The sequence below is a fragment of the Actinomyces sp. 594 genome (assembly GCF_019325145.1).
GTDB lineage: Bacteria > Actinomycetota > Actinomycetes > Actinomycetales > Actinomycetaceae > Actinomyces.
This window is the reverse complement of sequence record NZ_PIZC01000060.1, coordinates 31,065-57,329: the sequence shown is the minus strand read 5'-3', so window position 1 is coordinate 57,329 and position 26,265 is coordinate 31,065. Positions and strand designations below refer to the sequence as shown.

At 69.7% G+C, this 26,265-nt stretch carries 18 protein-coding genes; 5 read left to right on the top strand and 13 right to left on the bottom strand.

Annotated elements, in window-relative coordinates; all coding sequences use genetic code 11:
* Nucleotides 1-453: 453 nt before the first annotated feature.
* Nucleotides 454-2,016 carry an MATE family efflux transporter gene (locus tag GZ998_RS11060; RefSeq protein WP_219109865.1) on the bottom strand — a complete coding sequence of 521 codons (1,563 nt, stop codon included), beginning with the start codon at nt 2,014-2,016 and terminating at the stop codon, nt 454-456.
* Nucleotides 2,017-2,453: 437 nt separating this feature from the next.
* On the opposite strand from GZ998_RS11060, the gene dnaB reads away from it, so the two are divergent.
* Entirely contained in the window at nt 2,454-3,896 is a 1,443-nt protein-coding gene (gene dnaB, locus GZ998_RS11055) for a replicative DNA helicase (RefSeq protein WP_257505899.1), read from the top strand.
* A gap of 267 nt (nt 3,897-4,163) precedes the next feature.
* Here dnaB and GZ998_RS11050 read toward each other — a convergent pair whose 3' ends face one another.
* The 5 genes from GZ998_RS11050 to GZ998_RS11030 all read right to left on the bottom strand — a co-directional run bounded on the left by GZ998_RS11050 (nt 4,164) and on the right by GZ998_RS11030 (nt 8,137).
* The gene (locus GZ998_RS11050) at nt 4,164-4,919 is read right to left on the bottom strand and encodes an ABC transporter permease (protein WP_257505897.1); all 756 of its coding nucleotides are present in this window, start codon (nt 4,917-4,919) and stop codon (nt 4,164-4,166) included.
* Entirely contained in the window at nt 4,916-5,830 is a 915-nt protein-coding gene (locus tag GZ998_RS11045) for an ATP-binding cassette domain-containing protein (protein ID WP_219109859.1), read from the bottom strand. Before GZ998_RS11045 ends, GZ998_RS11050 begins: the two co-directional genes overlap by 4 nt.
* On the bottom strand, nt 5,827-6,198 hold the full coding sequence (locus tag GZ998_RS11040) for a PadR family transcriptional regulator (protein ID WP_219109858.1): 372 nt from the start codon (nt 6,196-6,198) through the stop codon (nt 5,827-5,829). Before GZ998_RS11040 ends, GZ998_RS11045 begins: the two co-directional genes overlap by 4 nt.
* A 276-nt stretch (nt 6,199-6,474) precedes the next feature.
* Entirely contained in the window at nt 6,475-7,314 is an 840-nt protein-coding gene (gene thiD / locus GZ998_RS11035; protein WP_219109857.1) for a bifunctional hydroxymethylpyrimidine kinase/phosphomethylpyrimidine kinase, read from the bottom strand.
* 208 nt (nt 7,315-7,522) lie between these two features.
* A complete protein-coding gene (locus GZ998_RS11030) occupies nt 7,523-8,137 on the bottom strand; it encodes an NAD(P)-dependent oxidoreductase (protein ID WP_219109856.1) in 615 nt (204 codons plus the stop codon).
* A 121-nt stretch (nt 8,138-8,258) separates the two neighbouring features.
* Here GZ998_RS11030 and GZ998_RS11025 point away from each other — a divergent pair, with 121 nt between their 5' ends.
* On the top strand, nt 8,259-8,747 hold the full coding sequence (locus GZ998_RS11025; RefSeq protein WP_308807234.1) for a helix-turn-helix domain-containing protein: 489 nt from the start codon (nt 8,259-8,261) through the stop codon (nt 8,745-8,747).
* Nucleotides 8,748-9,028: 281 nt separating this feature from the next.
* Entirely contained in the window at nt 9,029-11,095 is a 2,067-nt protein-coding gene (locus GZ998_RS11020) for an alpha-amylase family protein (protein WP_219109855.1), read from the top strand.
* Here the strand turns inward: GZ998_RS11020 and GZ998_RS11015 are convergent.
* The 4 genes from GZ998_RS11015 to GZ998_RS11000 form a co-directional block, all read right to left on the bottom strand.
* Entirely contained in the window at nt 11,059-11,964 is a 906-nt protein-coding gene (locus GZ998_RS11015; RefSeq protein WP_219109854.1) for an alpha/beta fold hydrolase, read from the bottom strand. The genes GZ998_RS11020 and GZ998_RS11015 overlap by 37 nt on opposite strands.
* A gap of 400 nt (nt 11,965-12,364) precedes the next feature.
* Nucleotides 12,365-14,269, bottom strand: coding sequence for a carbohydrate-binding domain-containing protein (locus GZ998_RS11010; RefSeq protein ID WP_374939210.1), 1,905 nt, complete (start codon nt 14,267-14,269; stop codon nt 12,365-12,367).
* Between the two features lie 230 nt (nt 14,270-14,499).
* Entirely contained in the window at nt 14,500-15,339 is an 840-nt protein-coding gene (locus GZ998_RS11005; RefSeq protein WP_219109853.1) for a polyphosphate polymerase domain-containing protein, read from the bottom strand.
* Nucleotides 15,340-15,393: 54 nt separating this feature from the next.
* Nucleotides 15,394-16,170, bottom strand: a complete 777-nt coding sequence (locus GZ998_RS11000) for a DUF4956 domain-containing protein (RefSeq protein ID WP_162679743.1) — start codon at nt 16,168-16,170, stop codon at nt 15,394-15,396.
* A 572-nt stretch (nt 16,171-16,742) separates the two neighbouring features.
* Here GZ998_RS11000 and GZ998_RS10995 point away from each other — a divergent pair.
* Nucleotides 16,743-18,146, top strand: a complete 1,404-nt coding sequence (locus GZ998_RS10995) for a uracil-xanthine permease family protein (RefSeq protein WP_162679744.1) — start codon at nt 16,743-16,745, stop codon at nt 18,144-18,146.
* 176 nt (nt 18,147-18,322) lie between these two features.
* On the opposite strand, the gene GZ998_RS10990 is transcribed toward GZ998_RS10995, so the two are convergent.
* Together GZ998_RS10990 and GZ998_RS10985 are read right to left on the bottom strand one after the other, a co-directional pair.
* Nucleotides 18,323-18,661: a type II toxin-antitoxin system VapB family antitoxin gene (locus GZ998_RS10990; RefSeq protein ID WP_162679745.1), complete on the bottom strand. Its 339-nt coding sequence runs from the start codon at nt 18,659-18,661 to the stop codon at nt 18,323-18,325.
* A gap of 201 nt (nt 18,662-18,862) precedes the next feature.
* Nucleotides 18,863-19,618: a TetR/AcrR family transcriptional regulator gene (locus GZ998_RS10985; RefSeq protein WP_219109852.1), complete on the bottom strand. Its 756-nt coding sequence runs from the start codon at nt 19,616-19,618 to the stop codon at nt 18,863-18,865.
* A 655-nt stretch (nt 19,619-20,273) separates the two neighbouring features.
* Here GZ998_RS10985 and GZ998_RS10980 point away from each other — a divergent pair.
* Nucleotides 20,274-25,364, top strand: coding sequence for an acyl-CoA dehydratase activase-related protein (locus GZ998_RS10980; protein ID WP_162679752.1), 5,091 nt, complete (start codon nt 20,274-20,276; stop codon nt 25,362-25,364).
* 65 nt (nt 25,365-25,429) lie between these two features.
* On the opposite strand, the gene GZ998_RS10975 is transcribed toward GZ998_RS10980, so the two are convergent.
* Nucleotides 25,430-26,098 carry a septum formation family protein gene (locus tag GZ998_RS10975; protein WP_219109851.1) on the bottom strand — a complete coding sequence of 223 codons (669 nt, stop codon included), beginning with the start codon at nt 26,096-26,098 and terminating at the stop codon, nt 25,430-25,432.
* Nucleotides 26,099-26,265: the final 167 nt, after the last annotated feature.

The window sequence follows — 26,265 nt, the reverse complement described above, 5'->3', positions numbered from 1 at the left end:
CGTAGCCGACGCGCCGCCAGGCGCGTCGGCTACGGCTTTGTGCGCGGCCGCCGGATGGAACGTGTTAGCCGTACCCGTGTGTGGCGCTTCCGGTTTGAGAGCGCGGGGCTGTCGAGGCCGGCTTACGGGTGAGGGCGTGCTGTTGCGGGCGGCATCGGGCTGACGCTTCGGCACTATGCGTGACGCTTCGGCACTTGGCTCCGACGGTTCGTACTTTCTGGTGACGGTTCGTACCTCGGGGTGCCGAACCGTCGAGATGATGTACGAAGCGTCGTCCTGAAGGTACGAACCGTCGGGCGAGAGCACGAACGGTCAGGTCCCGCCAGCCTCCTGTCCCGCCCGGGGTGGGCTGTGCTTTGACGGCCGCGTGCTCACCGCGGAAGTCGTTGCGCCCTACTACGACGGCTGTATGCGAGTGGTTGTAGTAATAACCGATGGCTCCGTGCCCCGCGCTCAGTGCCGCCAGGCGTCGGAGCGGGCGCGCAGGCCCGTCACCAGGGCGCGCGCGCCCATGAACACCCAGGCGAAGGCTACCCACAGCCACACCAGGCCGTTGCTGCCGCCTACCGCCCCACCCTGGGCGATGATGACGGTGAGCGGCAGGTACGGCACCAGGGTCGCCATCTGCGCCCACGCCAGGTAGCGGCCGTCACCGGCCCCCATGAGCACGCCGTCGAACAGGAAGACGGCTCCCGCCAGCGGCATTGCGGTGGCCGCGACCAGCAGGGCCGGCCGGGAGGCGGCGAGCACCGTTGGGTCGGAGGTGAACAGGTGCGGCAGCCATGGGCTTCCGGCCGCAAGCACCACGCCGATCACCGCCCCCGCGGCCACGCCCCAAGCCAGGCAGCGGCGCAGCACGGCGTCGACCGTGGGGCCGCTATCCGGCACCGTCGGTACGGCGGATGCCTGCGGGGACGCTGAGGAGGGAGTCCGGCGCTCGGCCAGACCCGAACCGGTACGCCGGGAGCTCGGGTCGGTTGGCGTAGCAGAGGTCTGATCCGCGGCAACCTGTGCCGCCCGCGCGGCCTCGGCCCGCCCCAGGGCAGTACCCACAAGTGCCTGCGCGGCGATGGCGAGCGCATCCAAGGCGAAGGCGGTGAAGTTCCACAGCGCGTTGACCACCTGGTGGGCGGCCAGCGCCGTCGCCCCCAGAGCGGTAGCGGCCCAGACCGTCGCCAGGATCGCCGCTCGCAGCGACAAGGTGCGTACCAGCAGGGGCGCACCAGTGCCCAAGGAGGCGCGCAGGCCCGCAGCCCGCGGCGAGGTCGGCACACCCGCCGCGCGCGCCGCCCTGATCACAGGAACCAGCAGCGCCACCGCCATCGCTGTCTGTGCGATAGCCGTGCCCAGGCCGGAGCCGGCGATCCCCATGCGCACCCCGTACAGCAGCGTCGCATTCACGGCCACATTGCCGACCGCTCCCGCCGTAGCCACCACAAAGGGCGTGCGCGTGTCCAACAGGCCGCGCAGCGTGCCCGTGGCCGCATAGACCACCAGCATGCCCGGCAGGCCGGGCGCGGAGGCGCGCAGGTAGGCGACGGCGGCATCTGCCACGGCGCCGTCGGCCCCCATGGCCCCCACCGCCCACGGGGCGCCGACGGCGAGCAGGAGCGCCGCCACCAGGCCGAGCAGTACCGCCAGCCAGGCGCCGTCGATGCCGGCCCTCAGGCCGCCGACCCGGTCCCCGGCACCGAAGCGGCGGGAGGTGGTCGCCGTCGTCGCATAGGCGAGGAAGACGAACAGGCCCACGATCGTGGTCAGCAGGGTGGAGGCCAGCGACAGGCCTGCGAGGCTGCCCGCGCCCAAGTGGCCGACCATCGCCGAGTCGATCAGCACGAACAGCGGCTCGGCGACCAGCGCTCCCAGGGCGGGCAGGGCAAGGGAGAGGATCTGGCGGTTCAGGGAGGCGGGCGCCACCCGTGCCGTGATGCTGGACGGGGCGGAATCGCTCGGGTCGGCGCCTGAGCGCGTTGTGCGGGAGCGAGAGGCAGGCGAGTCGGGCACGCGATACTCCATCCGGGTGGGGGCGGGCCAGTGTCTCATGCGCCGCTGAGAACGGACCGTGCGCGGGCGGCGCGGCACGGGCGGGGAGCATGTGAGGTTGCGGGGCAGTCCCTCAGGTCGAGGTTGAGGTTCATCCACAGGAATACCCACTTATCCACAGATTTTGATTGCGGTTTGGAGCGGGGGTGCTGTGGCTTGTGACCGTCGGCCACTCGGGGCGGGATTCCGGTGTATTCCGGGGGTTTCACGGAGGTATGCGGATCGTGGGAGGGAGGGCGCTCCACACCCTGCGCGGCGCGTCGCCCACAGGCAGGTGGGGGTTTTCCACACGTCGGCGGTGGTTGCCCACAGCCTGCAAGAGGTCACCGTTTGCGACCGCCCGGCCGGCCCGCTAGTGTCGCGGCGCGACCCGTCTGGGTGGGGCGCTGCAGGGGGGGAGTGACCGACTGATGACCGATGTTGACACCATCGGCGCGCGCACTCGCGGCGAGGACCGCCCGGTTGACGCCCGCTACGACGGTACTTTTGATCGGGTCCCGCCCCAGGACCTGGAGGCGGAGATGTCCACGCTCGGCGGCATGCTGCTGAGCAAGGAGGCGATCACCGACGTCATTGAGGTGCTGCGCGGCCCCGAGTTCTACAAGCCCGCGCACGAGTCGATCTTTGACGCGATCGTGGAGGTGTATAACCGGTCCGAGCCGGCTGACCCACTGATCGTCGCCGATGAGCTGTCCAAGCGCGGCGAGCTCGAGCGCATCGGCGGCGCGCCCTACCTGGCTACCTTGATGGCTACCGTGCCCACCGCCGCGAACGCCGCCTACTATGCGCGCATTGTCAAGGAGAAGTCGCTGATGCGCGGCCTGGTGCAGGCCGGCACCCGCATCGCCCAGCTCGGCTACTCCACCGACGCCGGTGACATCGATGAGCTCGTAACGCTGGCCGAGTCGGAGGTATACGCCGTCGCCCACAAGGAGGGTGAGCGGGAGGACTACGTGCCCGTCGGGGAACTGCTCAACGAGGCCAACCTCGAGATCGAGGCCGGCCAGGCCCGCGAGGACGGGCAGATGCGGGGCGTGCCCACGGGCTTCGTGGAGCTGGACGAGCTGCTAGGTGGCCTGCACGGCGGGCAGATGATCATCGTGGCCGCGCGCCCCGCCATGGGTAAGTCCACGCTCGCCGTCGACTTCTGCCGCTCAGCGTCGATCCACTCGCGCGGCGCCGACGGCAACCTCATCCCCTCGTGCTACTTCTCCCTGGAGATGGGGCGTATGGAGCTGATGATGCGCATCCTGTCCGCCGAGTCGGGCGTGGCCATGAACAAGCTGCGCGGCGGCAGCCAGATGGACGAGCGCGACTGGGAGGATGTTGCGCGCGCCTACAATCCCGTCTCCGAGGCGCCGCTGTTCATTGACGACTCCCCGAACCTGACCATGCCGGAGATCCGCTCCAAGGCGCTGCGCCTGAAGCAGCACCACGGGCTGGGGCTGATGGTGGTGGACTACCTGCAGCTGATGAGCTCTGGCAAGCAAGTCGAGTCGCGTCAGCAGGAGGTCTCCGAGTTCTCCCGCTCGCTGAAGCTGCTGGCCAAGGAGCTGGACATCCCGGTGGTCGCCGTCGCCCAGCTGAACCGCGGGCCCGAGCAGCGCACTGGCAACAAGCCGCAGATGAGCGACCTGCGCGAGTCCGGCTCGCTGGAACAGGACGCGGACGTCATCATGCTGCTGCACCGGCCCGAGTACTACCAGGAGGAGGAGCGGCCGGGCGAGGCCGACATCATCGTCGCCAAGCACCGCAACGGCCAGACCCGCACCATCCCGGTGGCGTTCCAGGGACACCTGTCGCGCTTCGCCAACATGGCGCGCAACATCACGCCCGAGCCGGCCTACGAGTGATTCGAGTGGGGGCGCTGGGCACCGCGCGCTCGTGCGCGAGGGCTGCGCACAGGCGCTGTCTGGCCCACACCCTGGGCGGCTCGCTGTGGGCGCTGCCGGTGTCCGCCCTGTGGGAGCTCGGCTGAGGCGGGCGTACTCCACTACCTTCGTCGCACTGCACGACCTTGGTGTACATAGCACGACCCCGGGGTGGTCGTGGAACGTACCCCAAGGTCGTGGAGTATGCGAAGGCGGCCTCTTCTGTCTCACCGGGGATGAGGCCGCGAGTCACTGCGGCTCGGGCAGCCGAATCACCCGTAGACGCCAGATACCTAGCAGCCAGGTCAGCACCACCAGCCCGACGGCGAAGCCCACTCCGTGAAGCAGCCCGCGTTGGAGGTAGTCGTCCGCCTGTGTGCCCAACGCCTCGACGATGTAGCTGGATAGCTCCCGCGTCGACCACAGGGGCAGTACCCGAGTCCACGCGGCGGTCGGATCCACGAGGAGCTGAAGAGCCATGACCGCCAATAGCAGGAGCGCGCCCTCCAGGTCTCTTGGGATGAGCGCGGCGGCCACCGATCCCAGCGGCGCGGCCACGGTCACGGTCAGAAGCAGCATGAGCGGAACGGAGGTTGGATGGGCCAACTTATTCCCGATCGTAAGTAGAACGAGCCCGGAGTAGAGCGCGGCAATGAGCCAGCCGAGCCCCAGGACCGCTGCGTGTCGGCCCAGTACCAGCGCCGTCGGGCTGGCCCCGCTCGCGGCCAGCCGCAGGTCGATTGACCGCGAGGACACCGACGTGAACAGTGCGAGCGTCGCAGTGGCCCAGCCCAGTCCGATCGACAGCAGACGCAGTGCGGTCCAGTGCGTATCAATTCGTGCCAGGTAGAAGGTGAGTGGCAACAGCAGGGCGAGGGCCAGCGCGCCACGCCGTCGGGACAGCTCGTGGACGGTGACCCTGGCGACCAGCACGGCGGTGTGCAACAGCCGGCCTTCGGGGGCCGGTGCCGGGCCGGCTGACTCGGCGATGGTGGCTGCGGTCATGCGGCGTACTCCTCCGTCGTGCGATCTTTCGTCGAGGATTCGGGGGCGGGAAGCTCGATGACGCGATCGACGAAGTCGATGTCGCGCAGCAGGTGGGTGACCAGAAGGACTCCGGCGCCGGAGCCCCGCCAGGAAGAGATAAGAGTCCACAGGTCCTCATAGGCCAGGGCGTCCAGGCCCTGGTAGGGCTCGTCCAGGAGCAGTAGTTCGGGCGAGGTGAGCTGAGCCAGGGCGAGGTTGAGCTTCTGTTGGGTGCCCCCTGAAAGGGTGCGGGTGATCTGTTCGCCGTTGGGGCGCCATCCCAGACGCCGGAGGATCCGGTGGCCGGTCGGGACGGCGCGGCCGCGGCCCGCGCCGTCGAGGGCCCCGAACAGCCGCAGGTGCTCGTCGACGGTCAGCAGTGGAGCGAGGGCGTCGAGTTGTGGCGCGTAGCCGAAGCGTTTAGTCCGCTCCACGCTGCCGGAGTCGGTGCGCAGCAGGCCCGCACATACCTGGAGAAGGGTGGACTTGCCGGCCCCGTTGGAGCCGACGACGGCGACGATCTCGCCGCGTCGCACCGTGAGATTCAGGCCCGACAAGACGGTGCGACGGGCGCGACGAACGGTGATGTCCCGTAAGCGCAGCACCACCGGTCCGATTGTTGACTTTGAAGCTCGTCGGTCAGGGATGACGCCGTCCTCCCGCAAGGCCGAGGCGAGCTCACGGGCGTATATAACTGCGGGACCGAAAAGAGCCGTGGGTGGGACTTCGGCCGCGGTCGCTTCTAAGCGGGCATCGGCGATGGCCCGTTCGAGTTGAGTGGCGCTCAGACCGTGTGCCGTCAGTTCGGCTGCGAGGCTCTGGTACCAGGTCGATTCGTACTGGCCGGCCGCGGGTGAGTGTGGGGGCTCGAATCCGGCGGCGGTACTCATTGGTGCGCCTCCGCTGCCGCTCGGCTTCGGATGCTCCCCGGCGGTGTGGCCTCCAGGACGGCCGAGAACGCGGTACGAAAGCCGCGCCACTCTTCGCGACGTGTGGCGAGTTCGGCACGGCCGGCGTCGGTCAGTTCATAGTACTTGCGCGCGGGGCCGGAGTCGGAGGGACGAACGGAGGTTATGAGCAGGCCGCGGCGCTCCAGGCGGGTGAGGGCCGGGTAGAGGCTGCCGCCGGGTACCTTCTCCAGACCGGCTTCGCTCAGGCGCCGGGTCAGCGACAGGCCGTAATCGGGGCCGCCTTCGAGCAGGGCGAGCAGACAGGGTTCAAGAAAGCCGCGCAGGAGGCGCGAAGTCGAGGAGTCCATGTAGTCAGACTATCTAGATAGTAGACAGACTGTCTACTGGGTTGCGCCGCGTATCTGTCCAGGGGCCGGTGCTGACGTCGGCGGCTAGCGAAGAGGACTGCGTTCCACGACCTTGGGGTGCAAAACACGACCCCGGGGTGGTCGTGGAACGCACCCCAAGGTCGTGAATCGTCTGCTGAGGCGACGTGAACCGTCGTGCCAGGCGGCCGGCGGGCCGCTCGGCGCCGTCGGCCGGATCGGCGGTTCACGGTCGGCCCGGCGCGCCCTCGGGTGCCGTCAGCCGCGGTAGAAGCCCTGGTAGACGTAGGTGAAGGGGATGTTGCCGTGCATGCCCGGGTTCACCGACGCGGAGACCACGTTCTTGGCGGTGACCGCAGCCTCCAGCGGGGTGGCGCCCTTGGCCAGCTCGGCGGTGATGGCGGCGGCCAGCGTGCAGCCGGCGCCGTGCATGCGCTCGGTGCCGACCGCCGGCACCTCCAGGACCTCCAGGGTCTGGCCGTCGTAGAAGACGTCCAGGGCGGTGCCGGTGCCGAGCGTAGGGCCGGCCTTGGCCAGGACGTTGGGTACGCCCAGGTCGTAGATGCGCTTGGCGGCGTCCTTGAGCTGCTCGACGCTGGTGATCTCATCCACTCCTGCCAGGGTGGCGGCCTCGAACAGGTTCGGGGTGGTGACCTTGGCGCGGGGCAGGATCTTGGCGCGCAGGGCGTTGTCGACGTCGAGGGCGGCACCGGGCTCCTGGCCCTTGCAGATCAGCACCGGGTCCACCACCAGGTTCGGGAACTGGTACTGCTCCAGGGCGGCGTCTACGGCGTCGATCGTGGCGGCGGTGCCGAGCATGCCGATCTTGACGGCGTCGATCGCGGTGTGCACGGTGGCGCACGCCTCGATCTGGTCGGTGATCACCTGCGGGTCGATCGGCACGAACCGGTGGTCCCAGTTGTTCTTGGGGTCCATGGACACGATGCAGGTCAGGGCCGTGCAGCCGAATACGCCCAGCTGGTGGAAGGTCTTCAGGTCGGTCTGGGCGCCGGCGCCGCCGGAGGCCTCGGATCCGGCGATGGCCAGGGCGATCGGAGGGGTGGCGGGGACAGTGGTGCTCGCGGTTGTGCTTGCCATGCGGCAAAGCATGCCCCGAGCGTAGGCGCGTGTCTACAAAGAAGCTCATATGCCGGTGCTTCGCCGCCGCACCTGGCTGGCGAAGCACCGGCACCGGCCTATTAGGGCTGCTCCACCGCCGGCGCAGCACGTCGGCGGTGGAGCACCCGGTTAGCCCGGCTGCGCGGCCGTTCCAGAGCGACGCCGGCGTCGCCCGTACGGCGAGCGGCTAGGCGCTGGCTACGGCGAAGCGCTCACCGCGGTGCGCGTCGCGCTCAATCTCATCGACCAGCGCGATGGCCAGATCTGCGGGAGACAGGTTCGCGCCGACCGGACTGTCCTTGCCGACCACATAGGCGCCTGTGGACTGCTCCGAGGGATAGGCCGGAGCGGGGGAGACAAGGGTCCAGGCCAGGGCGTCGCCCGCGGCGCGGAAGGCCTCAAGCACCTCGCTGAAGGCCAGGGCCTCCGGCCTGATCTCGGCGGGGAAGTCGGGTGAGTCGAGCAGGCGCTTGCCGTCTGCGGCGAGCAGCGAGCCGGCCCCTCCCACGATCACGAGCCTGCCCGTCGGCCGGGCGGCGATCAGCGCCTTGAAGGCGTCGACGGTGGGCTGCACGGGGCCGCCGGTACGGTCGGGAGAGACGGCGATCACGGTCGCGTCGGCGGCGTTGATTAGGTCGACGATGGCGGCGGTATCGGTCAGGTCGGCGGTCGCGTCCTTGGCGGCACCCTCGGCGTGGCGACCGGAGCGGGAGGCGGAGGTGACGGTGTGTCCGCGGCGGGCGGCCTCGGCCACGACGGCTGCGCCGGTGTTGCCGGTTCCGCCGATGACGGTGATGTTCATGGGGGGCTCCTAGTGCTTGTGGTTTTGCGGGTCGTGCGCCGTCTTTGCTCGCGGTGCGGCGGCCACACTGTTAAGGTATTTATTTGAAACCAAGTACCTCAAGGTAACTATGGAGTTGCTCGTGTCACATTCAATGGATGCTGCCGCGCCCGCTGCGGCGGGGATGGGTGCTGTGCCCGCGGCCGAGGCGGCGCAGGCCGTCCCCGCCGCCACGGGCGCCAACGCAGGCCGGCCGCTCGCCGCTTATGACGTACTGTCGCCCGAGTGCCCTTCGCGCACTGTGCTGCGGCACGTCGTTGACCGCTGGACCCCGCTGATCGTTGCCGTGCTGGCGCAGGGACCACGGCGCTTCGGTGAGCTGCGTCAGGCAGTGGGCGGCGTGACACCCAAGGTGCTGGCGCAGACGCTGCGCTCGATGGAGCGGGACGGGCTGGTGCTGCGCGAGCAGACCCCGGGTGTGCCGCCGCGCGTGGACTACACGCTCACCCCGCTCGGTGCCGGCCTGGCGGAGCCGATCGCCGCGCTGCGCGCCTGGGCGGAGGGCAACGCCGAGCAGGTGCTGGCCCATCGCGAGGCCTACGACCGCGCGCACCCCCAGTCCGAGGAATAGGTGGCCGCTATCCGGCCCGCGATTGTGCCGGATTACGTCTGCGGGAAGCCTGAGGAGTGTCTGCGGGCACCGGATGCGGCTATGAGTGTCAGAGAATGCACCACTTTCCGGGCACCTCCCCGGAGCCTGGCCGATTCTGCCGCGGAATTGCGCGGATCGCTACGCCGGTGCGCTGGCGGGCGCCCTTAAAGTGGTGCAATTTGTGACACCTGTCGTGCCTGCGGCGGCATCGCCGCCCGAAAGTGCTCCCGCTCAGCCGCTGAATCGGGGACCATAGAGGTATGAGCGCTCCCACACCCGCCGACCCCACCGGCCCCGCATCCACCTGGTCCACCGGAGCCGCGGCTGCCGCCGTGCCCCAGGAGGTCCGCGATGCCATTGACACCGCCCTCGCCACCGCTGAGCTGTCCCGCGCTGAGCGTGAGATCTTCACGACCCGCGTAGAGCGCTGGTACCCGGACGTAGTCGACGGCCTGCTCACCCTTTACGGCGAGCCCGCTGCCGGAAGTACCGCGGTTCGCCTGCTGGCGGAGGCCGCCCGTACCTATGCGGCCCGCAGCTCCGAGCTGCGCCACCTCGATCTGGCCCGCACCCTTGACCCCGCCTGGGTGCAGGACCCCTCCCGCATCGGCTACTCCGGCTACACCGAGCGCTTCGCCGGAGACCTGCGCGGCGTGGAGAAGCGCATCGGCTACCTGCGGGAGCTGGGCGTCAGCTACCTCCACCTCATGCCCCTGCTCACCCCCCGCCCCGGCGACTCTGACGGCGGCTACGCCGTTGCCGACTACCGCTCCGTGCGACCCGACCTGGGTGACATGGACGACCTGGAGCACTTGACCGGTGAGCTGCGCAAGGAGGGCATGAGCCTGGTCATTGACCTAGTGCTCAACCACGTGGCGCGGGAGCACGAGTGGGCCCGGCGCGCCCGCGCCGGCGAGCAGCGCTACCGCGACTACTTCCTCATCTACCCCGACCGCACCGAGCCCGACGAGTACGAGCGCACCCTGCCGGAGATCTTCCCCGACTTCGCACCGGGCAACTTCACCTGGGAAGAGGACCTCGACGGCTGGGTGTGGACCACTTTCAACTCCTTCCAGTGGGACCTGAACTGGCGCAATCCCCAGGTGATGGAGGAGTTCGTCGAGATCGTCATGGAGCTGGCCAACCGCGGGGTGGAGGTGCTGCGCCTGGACGCCATCGCCTTCACCATTAAGCGCAAGGGCACCGACTGCCAGGGGCAGCCCGAGGTCCACTCCATCACCGAGGTGCTGCGGGCACTCACCCGCATCGCCTGCCCCGCCATCGCCCTGAAGGCGGAGGCGATCGTCGCCCCCACCGAACTGCTGCAGTACCTGGGGCAGGGACGCTACACCGGCAAGGTCTCCGACTTGGCCTACCACAACTCCCTGATGGTGCAGATTTGGTCCATGCTGGCCAGCCGGTCCGTGAGCCTGGCCGCCCAGACGTTTTCCTCGCTGCCGATCGAGCCGTCAACGGCCACCTGGATCACCTACATCCGCTGCCATGACGACATCGGCTGGGCGATCGACGACGCCGACGCCGAGGCGGTGGGCCTGACCGGCTACTGGCACCGGGTCTTCCTGGCCGACTGGTACACGGGCCTGTACCCGATGAGTGACGCCCGTGGCCTGACCTTCCAGTACAACCCGGTCACCAATGATCGGCGCACCGCCGGCACCGCGGCCTCCCTGATCGGCATTGAGGCCGCGGCGGAGGCGGTGGCCGGGATCGACGAGCACACCCCCGCCTGGCGCGAGGAGGAGCTGCGCACCTGGTTGGAGGAGCGCTTCAACGCCATGCGCTTGGCCTACGCCATCATTTACGGCTGGGGCGGTATCCCCGTGCTGTGGAGCGGCGATGAGCTGGCGCAGTTCAACGACCCCAACTGGGACACCGAGCCGGGCCACGAGTCCGACTCCCGCTGGGCGGGCCGCCCGCGGCTGAGCGAGGCCGCCATCGCCGAGCGCCACGACCGCTCCACGGTGCCGGGCCGCGTCTTCACCGACTTGGCCCACATGGGCAAGGTGCGGGCCTCACTGCCGCAGTTGAGCGCGGATGTGCGCACCATCGTCGCCCCCGTCGACGACGACGGCGTGCTGGTCACCTTCCGCGACCACCCGCGCGGCAGCTTCGTGGGCGTGTACAACGTGACCCCGGACTGGCGCTCCGTGCCCGCGGCGCGGCTGGCCGAGTACGGGGTGCTCGGAGCGGTGGACGTGCTCACCGACACGGTGCCCTCCGGGTCCACCAGCCTGGAGGGTGCGGGCGACGGCCAGGTGCCGGTGCCGCCCTACGCCGCCTGGTGGCTGGTGCGCTCGACCGACTGACGCGGACCGGTGTCCAGGCGCCGGGCGAGCCAGGGGTCGGTGATGGCGTGGAAGCGGTCGGGGAAGGTGCGGCGCACGCAGTGGGGCGCACCCTCGATCACGACCGTCTCGATAGACGCGTTGGCGCGGCGGGTGATGTTGGTGAGGTTGTCACCGCGCAGCACCACCCGCTCGGTGCCGGTGACGATCAGCGTCGGCACCGCCAGGGAGTCGATGACCTCCTCCCAGGGGGTCGGCGGCGAGACGCAGCCCTGGGCGATGAAGGCCAGGTCGACGCCGCATGCGGCCTCGACGCTGGCGCGGGTCTCCCGCGGCGACCAGGTGGGGTTGTTGCGCATCTCCAGCTCGAAGCGCGCCTGCGGGTCGGCGGCGATCTGTCGCATCTCCCGCACCTGGCGGTAGGCGTTAATGGCTAGTAGATGGCGCCAGACCGGGGTGACGAAGGCCGGATCCTCGGCGACGACGGCGTCCACCAGGTCGGGCCGGTGCGCGGCCACATCCAGGCTGGTCACCCCGCCCATGGAGTGCCCGACGACGGCGAGTGGCGCTCGCAGTGGCCCCTCGCCGCGCAGGCCGTGGGCGCGCAGGTCCTCCAGCACGTCCACCAGGTCGGTGGCCAGGCGCTCGCCGGTCGTCGTCTGGTTTGCCAGGTCCGGCTCTTCCCAGCGCGGGGAGTCACCATGGCCGCGGGCGTCCAGGGCGACGATCCGGTAGCCGAAGGCGGACCAGCGGTCCACCGCCTCGATCCAGCAGGCCGCCGAGTCGGTGATGCCGTGGGACAGGACGAGTACCGGCGCGGCATGGTCATCCAGCGGCCCGGCCAGGTGGCGGGCGAGCGGCGCGACGGCGGGTGCCTCAACGGTGGTCATGCCCGGAGCTTATGCCGCCACTGGTGGTCCCGAACTCGTCTGCTACGTCCGTTTCCCGGCTCCTAGCGTTTTACGGGTGCGGTGGTGGGGCGAGGTGTCTACTGCGCCGGTTGGACGTTAACAACGCTACTTAACGGCCTGCTGTATACCTCGGCGCCCTTCAGCAGACGGTTAACTGGCGTTGTTAACCCCGAAGTGGCGTTGCAGACCGGGAAGCGGCGTTGCAGATGGACCCGCTTCCAGACGCCGGGGTTGTCGACAGCCAAGTCCGGCACGGTGAGCCTGCCGGTTCACCGTGCCGGACTCTGCAACACGCGAGCCGCCACACCCTCACACGCGAAGAGCCAGCTTGGCCTGCGCACGGCTACCGGCGTCTCAGGCCGCCGTGCGCAGGCCCGCCTCAGGACTCGGTGGACTGGGTTCCGTCGGCCGGAGCCTGGCCGGGACCGCCACCCAAGCCGCCATTGGTGTTGCCCGAGGGGGCGCCGGGATCGCCCTGGCCGCCAACCTCGCCGGACGGCGCCTGGCCGCCCATGCCGCCTTGACCGCCCATGCCGCCACCCATGCCGGAGCTTAGGGCTGCGGCGGTGCCGGTGGCGGAACCGCCCGAGGTGGTGGCCACCGTGTACTCCTCGCCCTCGGTCAGGCCCAGTACGGTGAGGTACTGCGAGGTGAAGACACTGGTCATCTCCCAGGAGGTGCCGTCCGCGCCGGTGACGGTAATGGTGTCACCCGCGGACACGCTCGGGGAACCGGTGACGCCGATCAGCTGGCTCTCTCCGTTGACATCAACCGCCCCGTCCATGGTGCCCGCCTGGCCGGAGACGACGACCTGCCCCCCGGTCACATATGCGGACCCGTTGGAGTCGATGCCGTCGGAGTAGGTGAAGGATACCTGCACCTGCCCGCCGGAGATCGTCAGCACCGCGCCGTCGTCGGACTCGGAGTCGACGTTTTCATACCCCTCGATCACGTAGTCACCGTTGGTGGCGTTGATGCCGTCGTCACCCGCGGTGATGGTCAGCGACCCGCCGGAGATGTTGATGAATGCCCCCTGGAGGCCCTCGTCGGCCGCGTCCAGGGTGACGGTGCCCTCCTCCTGCGTGTAGCTGACGCCCGCGTTGACGCCCTTGGGCTTGGTTGACTCGTCGTCGCTGGACTCGTCCTCAGCGTCCGTGGCGTCCTCCGGGCCGACGGCGCTGCCCGAGCCGGTCGCGGCCCCGCCCGGCTGGCCGGGTGCCCCGCCGAAGCCTTCCTCCTGGGTGGCGTTCGCCTGCCCGCCACCCGCAGTCACATTCAACGTGGTGCCATCCACGGTGACGTCGGTGGTCGCAGACAGGCCGTCGTCGCCGGAGGTGATGGTGATGTCGGCGGCGCCCAGGGCGATGAAGCCCATGGTCTCGTCGTCGTCCTCGGTGGACTTCAGCCCGTCCCCGCCCGCGGTGATGGTGATGGTGCCGCCCGCGATGACCAGGTAGTCCTTGCCGCGGATGCCGTCGTCGACGGCGTCCACCGTGAGCGTGGGCGCGCCCTGGATTATCAGGCCGTTCTTGGAGGAGATGGCGTCATTGTGGTTGCCGGTGACGGTCAGCGCACCGGTGCCGGTGATCACCACGGTGTCGGAGGAGAACAGGGCCGCCGTGGGGGCGTCCGCAGAGGTGTCGGTGTAGGTCTGCCCGTCGGTGAGCGTGTTCTCGGACCCCTCGGCCAGTACGACGACGGCGCTGCCCGCGTCCTGGATGTCGATGGCCGGCCCGTCGGCGTTGGTGATGGAGGCGCCGTCGAGTACCAGCCGCACCTCGGCGTCGTCGGCGTTCACGACCACCTGGCCGTCCGTGAGCTCGCCGGACAGGACGTAGGTGCCGGCGGCGCCGATGGTGATGGTGCCGCCGTCGACGCTCACCCCGCCGGCCCCGTCGCCGTCGACGCTCGCCGAGTCGCCGGACAGGGTGATCGTGGTGGCGGAGGCGGCGTCGTACGTACCGGCGTCGTCGTCCGCGGTCACGGTCGCGGTGGCCGCGGAGGTGTCGGCGTTGGCCGCCAGGATCTCGGCGGCGCTGGCCCCCGTAGAGGCCTGTGCCACCTCGCTGGTGATGGTGGTCCAGGCCGTGCCGGAAGTGCTGGAGGAGGTGTCGGCCTCGATACCCGTCCCGGATGATGCGGCGCTGGAGGTGCTGCCGACGGAGCAGCCCGCGGCCAGCGCGACCGCGGCGAGCGGGAGCAAGAGCCGGGTGTGAATGCGCCGGGCGGGGACGGTACCGTAGCCCGTCATGCTGATGAGCGGGTTTTTGGCTGAGAAATTCATGTGTGATGTCCTCGTATTGCTGTGAAGTGACTGGCGGTGGTAGTTGAAAGTGTGTGCGGGTGCGGCTTCCCGGCTACGGCGCTAAAAAGGGCGCACGGAGCCGATTTCCTTGTGACTGCGGGGTGCCGAGGAATTGCCTCAGCTCCCGGGCGCGGCGGTCTTGCACCGCTGCGGGTGAATTCCGGGCTGAGCCGGATGCCCCGAGCCGGGGCGGTTGCTGACTTGCTGGCTCAGGCGGCGGATGCCAGGCTGCCGGGGCCCGCATGGCGTTGGTCGGCGAGCTCGCGGCCGAGTACTCGGTGCCACTTATTGGACGGCAGTTGCGGGTGCAGCAGCGCCATGCCGGTCGCGTACTTGGAGATCTGCGCTGGGCGGTGCCCCTGTGCCCACAGCAACCGGTCTGCCGGCGACGGCGTGGCCGGGTTCTTGGTCTCAACGATCGCCAGGTCCCCGACCGACGCCGTCGCCTCGCCCAGGCCGTCGGAGTCCTGGGGGCCGACGGCGGTCCAGAGCAGGCCGGTATCAACAGTGAGCCGGGCGCCGGCTGCGGGCAGGTTGAGGGTGGAGCGCTCGTAGGAGGTCCTCAGCACCGGCACCAGGTCCTCGGCGACGGCGGCGGCACGCGTCGGCGAGCAGGTGCCGGCGAGGGACAGGCACTCGGCCACGAAGCGGCGCCCGTCCGCGGTAATGCGGTCGGCGTCGTCGAGGTCGCAGGGCATGCGCTTCTTCACCGTGGCGCCGCGCGGCCCGCGGGTCTTGACCTCCAGGAAGCACAGACCGGAATCCAGGTAGGAGCGGGTGCGCACCTTGAAGCGGCGACGACGCTTGCGGGCCGCAAGCAGGTATGAGTCCAGTTCGGGGGTGTCGAAGTAGGTGGAGGCATAGGCGAAGTTGCGCAGGCCGTCAATCCGCAGCACGCGTGCCTGCCCGCTCAGGGAGTTGACGACATCTTGGGCCGCAGCCAGCGGGAGGAGGTACTTGCGGTCAATGCGGGTGAGCAGTCCGGCGGCGGCGTTGAGCTCATCCAGGGTGATTGCCGGCAGATGAGAGGTGCGCAGGTGCTGGGTCATGATGGTGTACTCCGATCGCTTGAGGCTGTAGCTGCGTGGGTCGCCGTTTGGCAGTCAGTGGATCGCCGGCGGAGCAGCCGGCGGGACCGCGGATGAGACTGTGGGCGGGAAGCGGTAGCTGGAGGCCTCGGCCGGGGCGGTGGCTGCGGCGTCGGCGCTGTGACGGGGCTGGGAGGGGGCCGGCGTCGGCCGGGGTGCGGGTGAGGCGGCCGCCGCGGCGGGTGCCGGGGCGCTCGTAGCAGGCCGGCCTGGTGCTCCGGCAGCCGCCCTGGTGTGGCCCGACTTGGGGATGCGGAAGCGCACGTCAACGAGGGTGGTGTCGTTGACCAGATCGAGGCGCTGAACCTCCACCGTGCGCACCTGCGCATCCAGGAGCTGCTCCAGGTGGGCGATGAGGGTGTCCTCATCGGTGATGGCCCGGTCCAGCATGATGATCTGGTGACGGCTGCGGCGCATGAGTGCCGGGTGGTCGGCGAGCCACAGTGAGGCGACTACGAGCCCCATCAGCAGCGCCGTCATCGCCAGTGGGGCGGCGGTGATCCCGCCCAGGAGCCCCAGGGCCAGCGCGGCGAAGAAGTAGGCGACCTCGTGCTGGGACAGCTCGGTGGAGCGCAGGCGGATAATTGACAGCACGCCGAACAGGCCCAGTCCCAGGCCCGCGCCTACGGATGCCGTAGACAGCAGCAGCGTGACCGCCAGGACGCCGACGTTCACGCCTACATAGGCCGCCAGCAGGTCCTTGCGGGCGTGCCGCCGCGTGTACAGGACCCCGACCAGCAGGATGAGGGCGACCAGGTCGATTGCGATGTAGGCAAGAGTGCTGAGGGACATAAGCTGCTTCCGTTCGTTAGGGAGGGGACGGCCGTTGCCGCCTCGGACCAGCTCTTAGTAAAGGTGGCGTTCCTATGCTAATCATGTGAAACACATGTTGTGAACGTATGTGACGGACTTAAACGCCGGATCCGGTCTTACATGCGCCCGCCCATCTAGATTCCCGGTTGCTTATTTTGGGCTACTCCATGCGTGCTTATGCGCGGTGTTCAAACCTGCCACGCATACTACGCGGGCTCGTTTCGAGCTTGCTGTGCGGGGCAGGGCCCTGGCGATCCCCGGAATGAGCACGCGCTCTTCGACTAGCAAGACGAACGTTAATGGCTTTCCGGTTTGGGGCGTGACGCGGGGCTGCACCTGCCCCGGCCTTACGGCGAGCGCGCACGCAGGAGAGCACCGGGCATTCGGGGCTCCTCCAGTTGGACCTGGTGGCCGACTGGTCGTGGCGGCGCGGCCATCGCACGGCTCCTACACTGGTACCCCGGCGGGGCTACGTCGGGCCCCGCTGCTCCGGCGTGCGGGGAGCTCTTCCAGCACGCCGGTTCCCGTCCCCTCACGCGACAGGAGCCCACGTGCCCTCGGACCAGACCTCCACCGATAAGCGCCGTTTTCGCGGCTGGACCCTCCACGGGGATGGGCGCTCGATCGCCCCCGGCGAGGTCGTCACTCCCGCGGAGCGCCTGAGCTGGCCCCGCACCGTCGGCATCGGCGTGCAGCACGTCGTCGCCATGTTCGGCGCGACCTTCCTGGTGCCACTGCTGACGGGTTTCGACCCGTCCACTACCCTGTTCTTCACGGGCTTGGGCACGCTGCTGTTCATCCTGGTCACGTCCGGCCGCCTGCCCAGCTACCTCGGCTCCTCCTTCGCCCTGATCGCGCCCATCGGGGCGGTCACCGGGTATGCGGCGGACGCGGGCGTGCCGCTGGACGAGGCTCGGGCCTCGCTCGCGCAGGGCGGGATCATCTCGGTCGGTGCGCTGCTGGCGCTTATCGGCGTAATCGTCCACGTGGCCGGCACCGGCTGGATCGACCGGCTCATGCCACCCATTGTCACCGGTGCGATCGTCTCCCTGATCGGCTTCAACCTTGCGCCGAGCGCCTGGAACAACGTCAAGACCGCCCCGGTGACCGCCCTGGTGACGATCGTGTCGATCCTGGTGATCACGGTATTGTTCAAGGGAATTATCGGGCGGTTGTCGATCCTCATCGGCGTGCTGATCGGTTACGCCACCGCCTGCGTGCGCGGCGAGGTGGACTTCTCCCAGGTCTCCCAGACCGGTTGGCTAGGCCTGCCGGAGTTCCGCGCCCCCACCTTTGACCTCAGCCTCCTGGGGCTCTTCATTCCGGTGGTGCTGGTGCTGGTTGCGGAGAACATCGGGCACGTGAAGTCGGTGTCCGCCATGACGGGGGAGAACCTCGATGACGTCACCGGCCGCGCGCTGTTCGCGGACGGGCTGTCCACCATGCTCGCGGGCGCGGGCGGCGGCTCGGGCACAACCACCTACGCGGAGAACATCGGCGTCATGGCGGCCACACGCGTGTACTCCACGGCCGCTTACGTGATCGCCGCCGCCACCGCCCTGGGGCTGTCTCTGTTGCCGAAGTTCGGTGTCATCATCGCCACCATCCCGGCCGGCGTCCTGGGCGGGGCGGCCACGGTCCTGTACGGGATGATCGGCATGCTCGGGGTGCGCATCTGGGTGCAGAACCGCGTGGACTTCTCCGACCCGGTCAACCTCAACACGGCGGCCGTTGCCATGGTTATCGCCATCGCCGACTACACCTTCAGCTGGGGCGACATGACCTTCGCCGGCATCGCCCTGGGCTCGCTGGCCGCAATCGTCGTCTACCACGCCATGCGCGCCATCTCCCGGGCCCGGGGCACGAACCTGGAGGAGGCCTCACCGGCGTCGGCGCCCGCGGGCACCGAGCTCGAGGGCCCGGCCTACGCCAAGCGGGCCCGTCGGCAGGGGTGACGCGGGGCGCCAGTCGGCAAACTGTCCAGAAACGGCATTAACAACTCGACAGCGCCCATCGCGGTTATTCAAAACGTTGGAATCGCGCCGTTTTGCAGCTCGCCGCGAGACGCCCGGACGACGTTTGTGCCGGATCCGGACACTTTTCACCACCTGCCGTCTGCTCGCGCCGCCGTCTACTCCGTGGGCGGTGGTGGGGCGGGCAGGGGGTGGCCGTCGTTGGTCAGCTCCAGCACCCGCGCGTGGATGGAGGTGCGCCCCTGGAGTGCGGCACGCAGGGCCCGGTGCAGCCCGGTCTCCAGGTAGAGCTCCCCGTTCCAGGCGATCACGTGGGCGAACAGGTCGCCGTAGAAAGTGGAATCGTCGTCAAGCAGGCCGCGCAGATCCAGCTGGGCGCGCGTAGTAACCAACTGGTCGAGCCGGATCTGCCGGGGGGCGATGGCCGCCCAGTCGCGCTGCGCCGTGACCCCGTGTGCGGGGTAGGGGGCGCAGTCGCCGACGGCCTTGAAGATCACGCCCCCATGCTAACGGGAACGTGTGACACACCGGGATAGGTAACGGTATTCGGACGGCCCGCCCCGCAAACGCCTGCCCGGAGGTGTGCCGCAGGCGGTTGCGCCAGCCGGTACGGGCAGTGCGGCGGCCCTCCGGACCTCCAGGCCTTTAGGGCCGGCGCGTACGGGCGTATCCCGGTGACGGCGGGCGCGGGAGGCGGATCAGTGGTTCTCCGTTGCCTGCCGCCGCAGCAGCGGACCGGTCAGATAGTGCTGAATGGTCGGCCCCACCACCTCCACCAGGTGATCCACGGAGGCGCTGGCGATCGGCTCAACCCGGTAGGTGTAACGGATCATGGCCAGTCCCACTAGCTGACTGCCGGCCAGCGTGGCGCGCTCGCGGGCGTCGGGTCCCAGTACCCCAGCCTGCTCCAGGGCCTGCATCACGGGCACCGCTATCTGCTCGGTGGCGTAGGTCTGCACCGCCTCGGGAGCGCCGTCGTCGGTGGCCACCCAGCGCAGCAGGGCGCGGAAGGTCGCCCCGCCGGAGGAGTCGTCCCAGGCGGTCATCGCCAGTCGCACCAGACGCGGCCCGGCGGTGCGGATGTCCCCGGAGACCACCCTGGCGATCTCCTCGCTGGCGCGGATGCGCAGATTCATGGAGGCGCCGAACAGGTCGCCCTTGGTGCCGAAGTAATAGGACACGAGCGCCGGATCCACGCCGGCGTCCCGAGCGACCCCGCGGATGGTGGTCTTGGCGAATCCCTTGGCCAGGAAGGAGGCGCGGGCGGCGGCGAGGATCGCCTCGCGCGTGGACTGCGTGCCCGTGCCGCTGGAACGCGGACCCCGACGACGCCCAGTGTCGGATGCGGCGGCAATACCGGCGGTGCCATCCGAAGCGGAGGTGGGGACGCCCGGGTGAAGGCGCCGCGAACGATTCTGGGAACTGGCCCCAGGGGTTGTGGCCACGTCGTTCATGCCTAGAGGCTAGTTGATCGGGCTGGCTCCCGGGTGGGTAGTGCCCAGCGATCGCGGAGGTATCCGTCTGCGGTCACTCAGCGCTCCCTGATTCTCCCTGAATTAGGTAATTGCGTCGGCGCAGTATTCAACGGCGTTCAGGGCCTGGGAGGTGCCTGGAGGGCCGTAATGCGGCGCTTCCAGGGAAAACCGGCTGGGACTAAAGACCTGGGTCGGAGTTATTTCAACGCCGTTGAAGTGGGGCGGCGTGCGTGATTACGGTTCTATGCGACTGCGGGCCACGACTCCGCCACGACAGGCGACATCGCCCATTGGGTCGAGAGGTGAATGCATGTTCCAGAACGATGACCGCGACTACGCCGACGCTCGCTCCCGCACCGCGACCGCGTCGGCAGGCTTGCGCCGCGCGCCCGGGCCGTCTGGGACCGGTTCCGTGCCCGCCCCGGACGCCGTGCCCGCCCCAGACGCCGCGCCCGCCCCAGCGGACATGCCTCAGCCTCCCAAGCCGGGCACCGCCCCGTCCCTGATGGCCATTCCGCTGGGCATGCCCGCCTTCCCCACCCGGCGCGCCACCGGCATGGTCACCGCAGCCGGGGCCCCGTCCGCGGCAACGACCCCCGGCGCCGATGCCTCCAACCACGCTGCCACCCTGCGCATGGGACTGGACGTCGGCTCCACCACCGTAAAGCTCGTGCTCATGCCCGAGCCGGTCGCGGGCGAGCCCTTCCCCGAGCCGGTCTTCGCCGAGTACCGCCGCCACAACGCCGACGTGCGCGGCGAGGTCTCCCGCCTGCTGGCCGAGGTCGACGCCGCCCTCCCGGGCGCGCGCGTGCGCGGCGCCGTCACCGGCAGCGCCGGGCTCAACCTGGCCAACCTGATGGGGCTGTCCTTCGTGCAGGAGGTCATTGCCGAGACCCGCACCGTGCAGGCCAAGAACCCCGAGGCCGACGTCATCATCGAACTCGGCGGCGAGGACGCCAAGATCACCTACCTGCACCCCACCCCCGAGCAGCGCATGAACGGCACCTGCGCGGGCGGCACCGGCGCCTTCATCGACCAGATGGCGCAACTGCTGCACACGGACGCCTCCGGCCTGAACGAGCTGGCCGCCAAGTACCAGACCCTCTACCCGATCGCCTCGCGCTGCGGCGTGTTCGCCAAGTCGGACCTGCAGCCGCTGATCAACCAGGGCGCCGCGAGCGAGGACCTGGCCGCCTCCGTGCTGCAGGCCGTGGTCACCCAGACCATTGCCGGCCTGGCCTGCGGCCGCCCCATCCGCGGCAACGTCATGTTCCTGGGCGGTCCGCTGCACTTCCTGCCCGAGCTGCGCCGGGCCTTCGAACGCACCCTGGCCGACCAGGTCGACTCCTTCACCTGCCCCGACGACGCCCAGCTCTACGTCGCCGTCGGCGCCGCCCTCCTGGCGGAGGGGGAGCCGACGTCGCTGACCGAGATCGCCGACCGCCTCGCCTCCCGCCGCGCCGCCGGCGCGGGCGCCAGTCGCATGCGCCCCCTGTTCGCCGACAACGCCGAGCTGGCCGCCTTCCGCGCCCGCCACGCCCGGGCCACGGTGGAGCGGGTCGGCTGGCCCGCCCCGCCCGCCACCGAGGTCGACGATGTCTGCGCCGGTGCCAACACGCCCGGCGGCACGGACTCCGCCGAGGAAGCCGCACACACCATTGCCCCCACCCGCTACGAGGACTGCTTCCTGGGTATCGACGCCGGCTCCACCACCATCAAGGCCGTCGTCATCGACTCCCAGGACCGCATCGTCTGGGAGCACTACGCGGGCAACGAGGGCGATCCCGTCACCGCCGCCGTCGAGATCCTGCGCCGCATCCACCTGGAGATGCCCGAGCACGTGCGCATCGTGCGCTCCTGCGTCACCGGCTACGGCGAGGGCATTGTCAAGGCCGCGCTGCGCATTGACGAGGGGCTCGTGGAGACCATGGCCCACTACCGGGCCGCCGCCCACCTGAACCCCGGCGTCACCAGTGTCATCGACATCGGCGGCCAGGACATGAAGTACCTGCGCATCCGCGGCGGCGCCATCGACTCCATCTCCGTCAACGAGGCCTGCTCCGCCGGCTGCGGCTCCTTCCTGCAGACCTTCGCCCAGTCCATGGGCCAGTCCATCCAGGAGTTCTCCGCCTCGGCACTCACTGCGGACAGTCCGGTGGACCTGGGCAGCCGCTGCACCGTGTTCATGAACTCCTCGGTCAAGCAGGCCCAGAAGGAGAACGCCACCCCCGGCGACATCAGCGCCGGGCTGTCCTACTCGGTGGTGCGCAACGCCCTGTACAAGGTCATCAAGCTGCGCGACGCCTCCCAACTGGGCGAGCGCATCAGCGTGCAGGGCGGCACCTTCCTCAACGACGCCGTGCTGCGCGCCTTCGAGCTGCTCACCGGCCGCGAGGTGGTCCGCCCGGACATCGCCGGCCTCATGGGCTGCTTCGGCGCAGCCCTGACGGCGCACGAGACCTACGACGGCGTCCCCGGCACGCTCATGAGTCTGGCCGAGCTGTCCCGCTTCGGCTTCACCTCCGAGACCACGGTGTGCAAGCTGTGCCAGAACCACTGCAAGCTGACCATCACCACCTTCAACGACGGTCAGCGGCACGTGTCCGGCAACCGCTGCGAGCGCGGCGCCACCCAGGAGCGCCGCAAGACCAAGTCCGACATGCCCAACCTGTACGACTACAAGTACCGGCGCACCTTCGCCTACCGGCGCCTGCGCCAGGGGCAGGACACCCGCGGCGAGATCGGCGTGCCCCGGGTGCTGGGCATGTACGAGAACTACCCGCTGTGGTTCACGATCCTCACCCAGCTGGGCTTCCGCGTAATGCTGTCGGGCCGCTCCAACCACGAGCTGTTCGAGAAGGGCATGGACTCCATCCCCTCCGAGAACGTGTGCTACCCGGCCAAGCTCGCCCACGGCCACGTCCAGTCACTGATCGACAAGGGCGTGGGGACCATCTGGTTCCCCTGCGTCTTCTACGAGCGCGGGCTCGTCGACGGCGCCGACGACCACTACAACTGCCCGATCGTGGCCACCTACCCTGAGGTCATCCGCAACAACGTCGAGGCCATTCGCGAGGGTTCGAATGCCGACGGCGCTGCCGCTGCCGAGGGGGAGCGGGCCGACGGCGTGCGCATGCTCGCGCCCTTCCTGAACCTGGCTGATCCGGCCAAGCTCGCCGAGCGCCTGGTGGAGGTATTCGCCGACTGGGACGTGACCCTCCCCGAGGCCCGCAAGGCCGTCGCCGCGGGCTTTGCCGAGGACGCCGCCTTCAAGGCCGACGTGCGCGCCGAGGGCCGCCGCACCCTGGAGTGGATGCGCGAGAACGGTCGCAAGGGCATCGTGCTGGCTGGCCGCCCCTACCACATCGACCCCGAGATCAACCACGGCGTCCCCGACGTCATCAACACCCTGGGCATGGCGGTGCTGTCCGAGGACTCGATCCTGCCCGAGCCTGAGCCTGCCCCCGACGGCTCCTCGCGCGGCGCTGCCGACGGCGTCGAGCACGCGGTCGCGGGCGGTGCGCTGTCCCGCGCCGTCGCCTCCATCCGCCGTGGCCTGGGGCGTGACAAGGAGGACCCGCAGGCGCCTGCCGACTGGTCCGACGTGACCGCGGAGGGGCTGCCGGCGCCCACGGCGTCGGTCGCCGTCGCCAACGTCTCCCCGAAGCTGCGCGTGCGCGACCAGTGGGCCTACCACTCGCGCCTGTACCGGGCCGCCGAACTGGTCACCCAGGCCGACGACCTGGAACTGGTGCAGCTGAACTCCTTCGGCTGCGGCGTCGACGCCGTCACCACCGACCAGGTGCAGGAGATCCTGGAGTCCGCGGGCGGGGTGTACACCACCCTCAAGATCGACGAGGTCTCCAACCTCGGTGCCGCCACCATCCGCCTGCGCTCGCTCGCCGCCGCCAGCCAGGCGCGCCGTCGGCGGCGGGAGGCCGGCGCGGAGGTCGGGGAGGAGGCGGCGGACGCCGTCGTCGACGAGCAGGCGCTGGACCTGGACGACCAGCCGGTCGAGGTCGACACCACCGCGCCCGCCATCGCCGTCGGCAAGGAGGACGGCGCCGCCCTGCGCGAGAACCCGGCGCCCGCCGACGACGGCGACCACACGCTCGCCGGGCGCGTGGCCCGCAGCGAGCGGAGCCTGCCGGCCGCCACCACCCCGATGTTCACCGAGGAGATGCGCCAGACGCACACCATCCTCATGCCGCAGATGAGCCCGATCCACTTCCGGCCGCTGGTGCCGCTCATGCGGCGCCTGGGCTACAAGGTCGAGCTGCTGGAGTCCGCCAGCAAGGCCGACCTCGAGGTGGGGCTGCGCTACGTCAACAACGACGCCTGCTTCCCCGCGATCATGGTGATCGGCCAGCTCATCGGCGCCTTCGAGGACGGCTCCCACGATCCCGACAAGTGCGTGGTCGCCATCTCCCAGACCGGCGGCATGTGCCGCGCCACCAACTACGCCGCCATGCTCCGCAAGGGCCTGCGCGAGGCCGGCTACCCGCAGATTCCGGTGCTGGCCGTCTCCCTGCAGGGCATCGAGGAGAACCCCGGCTTCAAGCTCACCCCCACCATGGCCTTCAAGGCGCTGCAGGGGGTCGTCATCGGCGACACCCTGAGTACCTGCCTGCTGCGGGTGCGGCCCTACGAGGCGGTGCCCGGCTCCGCGCAGGCGCTGTACGAGCGCTGGAACGCCATCACCTGCGAGTTCTTCGAGCACAAGGGCCGCTCGGCCACCTGGGGCGGGCGCATCGGCTACCGCCGCCTGCTGCGGGAGATGGTGCGCGAGTTCGACGCACTGGAACTGGCGGACGTGCCCCGCAAACCGCGCGTCGGCGTGGTGGGGGAGATCCTGGTCAAGTTCCAGCCGGACGCCAACAACCACGTGGTCGACGTCATCGAGGCCGAGGGCTGCGAGGCCGTGGTCCCCGGGCTGCTGGGCTTCTTCCTCAACGGCATGACCACCGCCCAGTGGAAGGCCGACACCTACGGCATCGGGACCAACACCGTCTACCAGAAGAAGGCTGCCGTCTGGTTCATCGAGCAGGTGCAGGCCCCGGCCCGCGCCGCCCTGGCCGCCGCCGGCGGCAAGTTCGACGTCGAGTCCCCGATCGCGGAAATGGCCGAGAAGGCCAGCGAGATCCTCAGCCTCGGCAACCAGGCCGGCGAGGGTTGGCTGTTGACCGCGGAGATGGTCGAGCTGATCGAGCACGGCACGCCCAATATCGTGTGCTGCCAGCCCTTCGCCTGCCTGCCCAACCACGTGGTCGGCAAGGGCATGTTCCGGGAGATTCGCCGCCGCTACCCGCAGGCTAACATCGTTGGCATCGACTATGACCCGGGTGCCAGCGAGGTCAACCAGCTCAACCGCATCAAGCTGATGATCTCCACCGCCTTCATGATGCGTCAGGATGCGGCGATGCGCGCCGAGGAAGCGCGGGCTGTGGGCGCTTGGAGCGAGCGGTCACAGGAAGCGGATGAGTCGGCTGCGGCGTCGGGCGGGGGAAGCGTCCTTGGCGTTGGTTCCGGTCGGGCGCAGTGCCCGCAGCCGGGCGCCGCGGCTGACCACCGGGAGCGGCCACTGACGGGCATTGACAACACCTCGGGAGATGGCCGCACCACCCGGGACCTGATCGCGGACCTCGGGCCCGCGCCGGACGGTACGCCCACTTCACCGGATGTGGCCGCGCCGGAGCGCGTCGGTGCCCGCGCGGGTCGGCCGTAGCCGGCACGCCGCCCGGGGCCTCCTGGCCGGCTCGGCGCGGACCACTGGTGTGGCTCAGCTGCCGATCAGTTGCCGGCGCCGCGGGCGGAGCCGGTTAACTCGCTGCCGTCAACGGAGGTGAGAATGCAGGACACGGTGCGGTCGCCCTGCTCCCAGGTGGTCTGCGTGGGGCGCAGCGAGGTGATCGCGTAACGGCCTTGGGAGTAGGCGTCGTCGTAGCTGGTGCCGACGTAGGTCTGGAAGGCGTCGTAGCAGATGTCTGAGATGTATTGCTCCATCAGCTCGTCACTGGGAAAGGCGTCGGCGGAGATGGCGCCCTCGGCAAAAACCTCGTACAGGTGGGGGGCGGCACAGTCAACCAGGCTGGCGCTGGCGACGGTCCCCCCGGTGCCGCCGCCTGGCGCCGCGCCAGTGTCAGTGGAGTCGGTCGCCTGGGGAGTGGTGGGGCCGGGCGCGCCGGATGCTCCTTCGGTCGCCGCTGAGGTGGCGGGAGTTGAGTTGTCTCCGTAGATCAGGCAGTCGCCAACCTTGATATCCATGGCGGAGACGGTGCGGGCGGTAGGGGTGGTGAGCGCCTCCTCGGGGAGCGCCGCCGTTGTGCTGGAAACTGCGGTTGCGGATGGCGCCGTTGTGGGTGTGGCGGCGCCGGAGGGAGCGCTGCCTTGGCAGGCAGATACTCCCAGGGTGAGCAGTATTGCGGCAGGGACGGCGAGTGTAGCGAAGGAGTAACGCATGGCTCTAGGCTGACACATACGCGCGCGGCGAGGACAGTACGACTGGCGTGACTCATCTCCCGGGGGCCGGTCGCAGGCGGCGGGAGTCCCGGCACTGCAGCGGTCAGGACCGGACTAGGGCCGGAAAGGATGGGGAAAGCCCGGGACGCGCGCTCGGCGGCGGAGTC

What these genes read in the sequence shown, in the direction of transcription:
- GZ998_RS11005 (WP_219109853.1), bottom strand. Translation starts at nt 15,339, where the DNA reads ATGACCCAGCACCTGCGCACCTCTCATCTGCCGGCAATCACCCTGGAT.
- GZ998_RS11045 (WP_219109859.1), bottom strand. Translation starts at nt 5,830, where the DNA reads ATGAGTACCGCCGCCGGATTCGAGCCCCCACACTCACCCGCGGCCGGC.
- GZ998_RS11050 (WP_257505897.1), bottom strand. Translation starts at nt 4,919, where the DNA reads ATGACCGCAGCCACCATCGCCGAGTCAGCCGGCCCGGCACCGGCCCCC.
- thiD (WP_219109857.1), bottom strand. Translation starts at nt 7,314, where the DNA reads ATGGCAAGCACAACCGCGAGCACCACTGTCCCCGCCACCCCTCCGATC.
- GZ998_RS10985 (WP_219109852.1), bottom strand. Translation starts at nt 19,618, where the DNA reads ATGAACGACGTGGCCACAACCCCTGGGGCCAGTTCCCAGAATCGTTCG.
- GZ998_RS11040 (WP_219109858.1), bottom strand. Translation starts at nt 6,198, where the DNA reads ATGGACTCCTCGACTTCGCGCCTCCTGCGCGGCTTTCTTGAACCCTGT.
- GZ998_RS11060 (WP_219109865.1), bottom strand. Translation starts at nt 2,016, where the DNA reads ATGGAGTATCGCGTGCCCGACTCGCCTGCCTCTCGCTCCCGCACAACG.
- GZ998_RS11015 (WP_219109854.1), bottom strand. Translation starts at nt 11,964, where the DNA reads ATGACCACCGTTGAGGCACCCGCCGTCGCGCCGCTCGCCCGCCACCTG.
- GZ998_RS11030 (WP_219109856.1), bottom strand. Translation starts at nt 8,137, where the DNA reads ATGAACATCACCGTCATCGGCGGAACCGGCAACACCGGCGCAGCCGTC.
- dnaB (WP_257505899.1), top strand. Translation starts at nt 2,454, where the DNA reads ATGACCGATGTTGACACCATCGGCGCGCGCACTCGCGGCGAGGACCGC.
- GZ998_RS11000 (WP_162679743.1), bottom strand. Translation starts at nt 16,170, where the DNA reads ATGTCCCTCAGCACTCTTGCCTACATCGCAATCGACCTGGTCGCCCTC.
- GZ998_RS11010 (WP_374939210.1), bottom strand. Translation starts at nt 14,269, where the DNA reads ATGAATTTCTCAGCCAAAAACCCGCTCATCAGCATGACGGGCTACGGT.
- GZ998_RS10975 (WP_219109851.1), bottom strand. Translation starts at nt 26,098, where the DNA reads ATGCGTTACTCCTTCGCTACACTCGCCGTCCCTGCCGCAATACTGCTC.
- GZ998_RS11020 (WP_219109855.1), top strand. Translation starts at nt 9,029, where the DNA reads ATGAGCGCTCCCACACCCGCCGACCCCACCGGCCCCGCATCCACCTGG.
- GZ998_RS10980 (WP_162679752.1), top strand. Translation starts at nt 20,274, where the DNA reads ATGGGACTGGACGTCGGCTCCACCACCGTAAAGCTCGTGCTCATGCCC.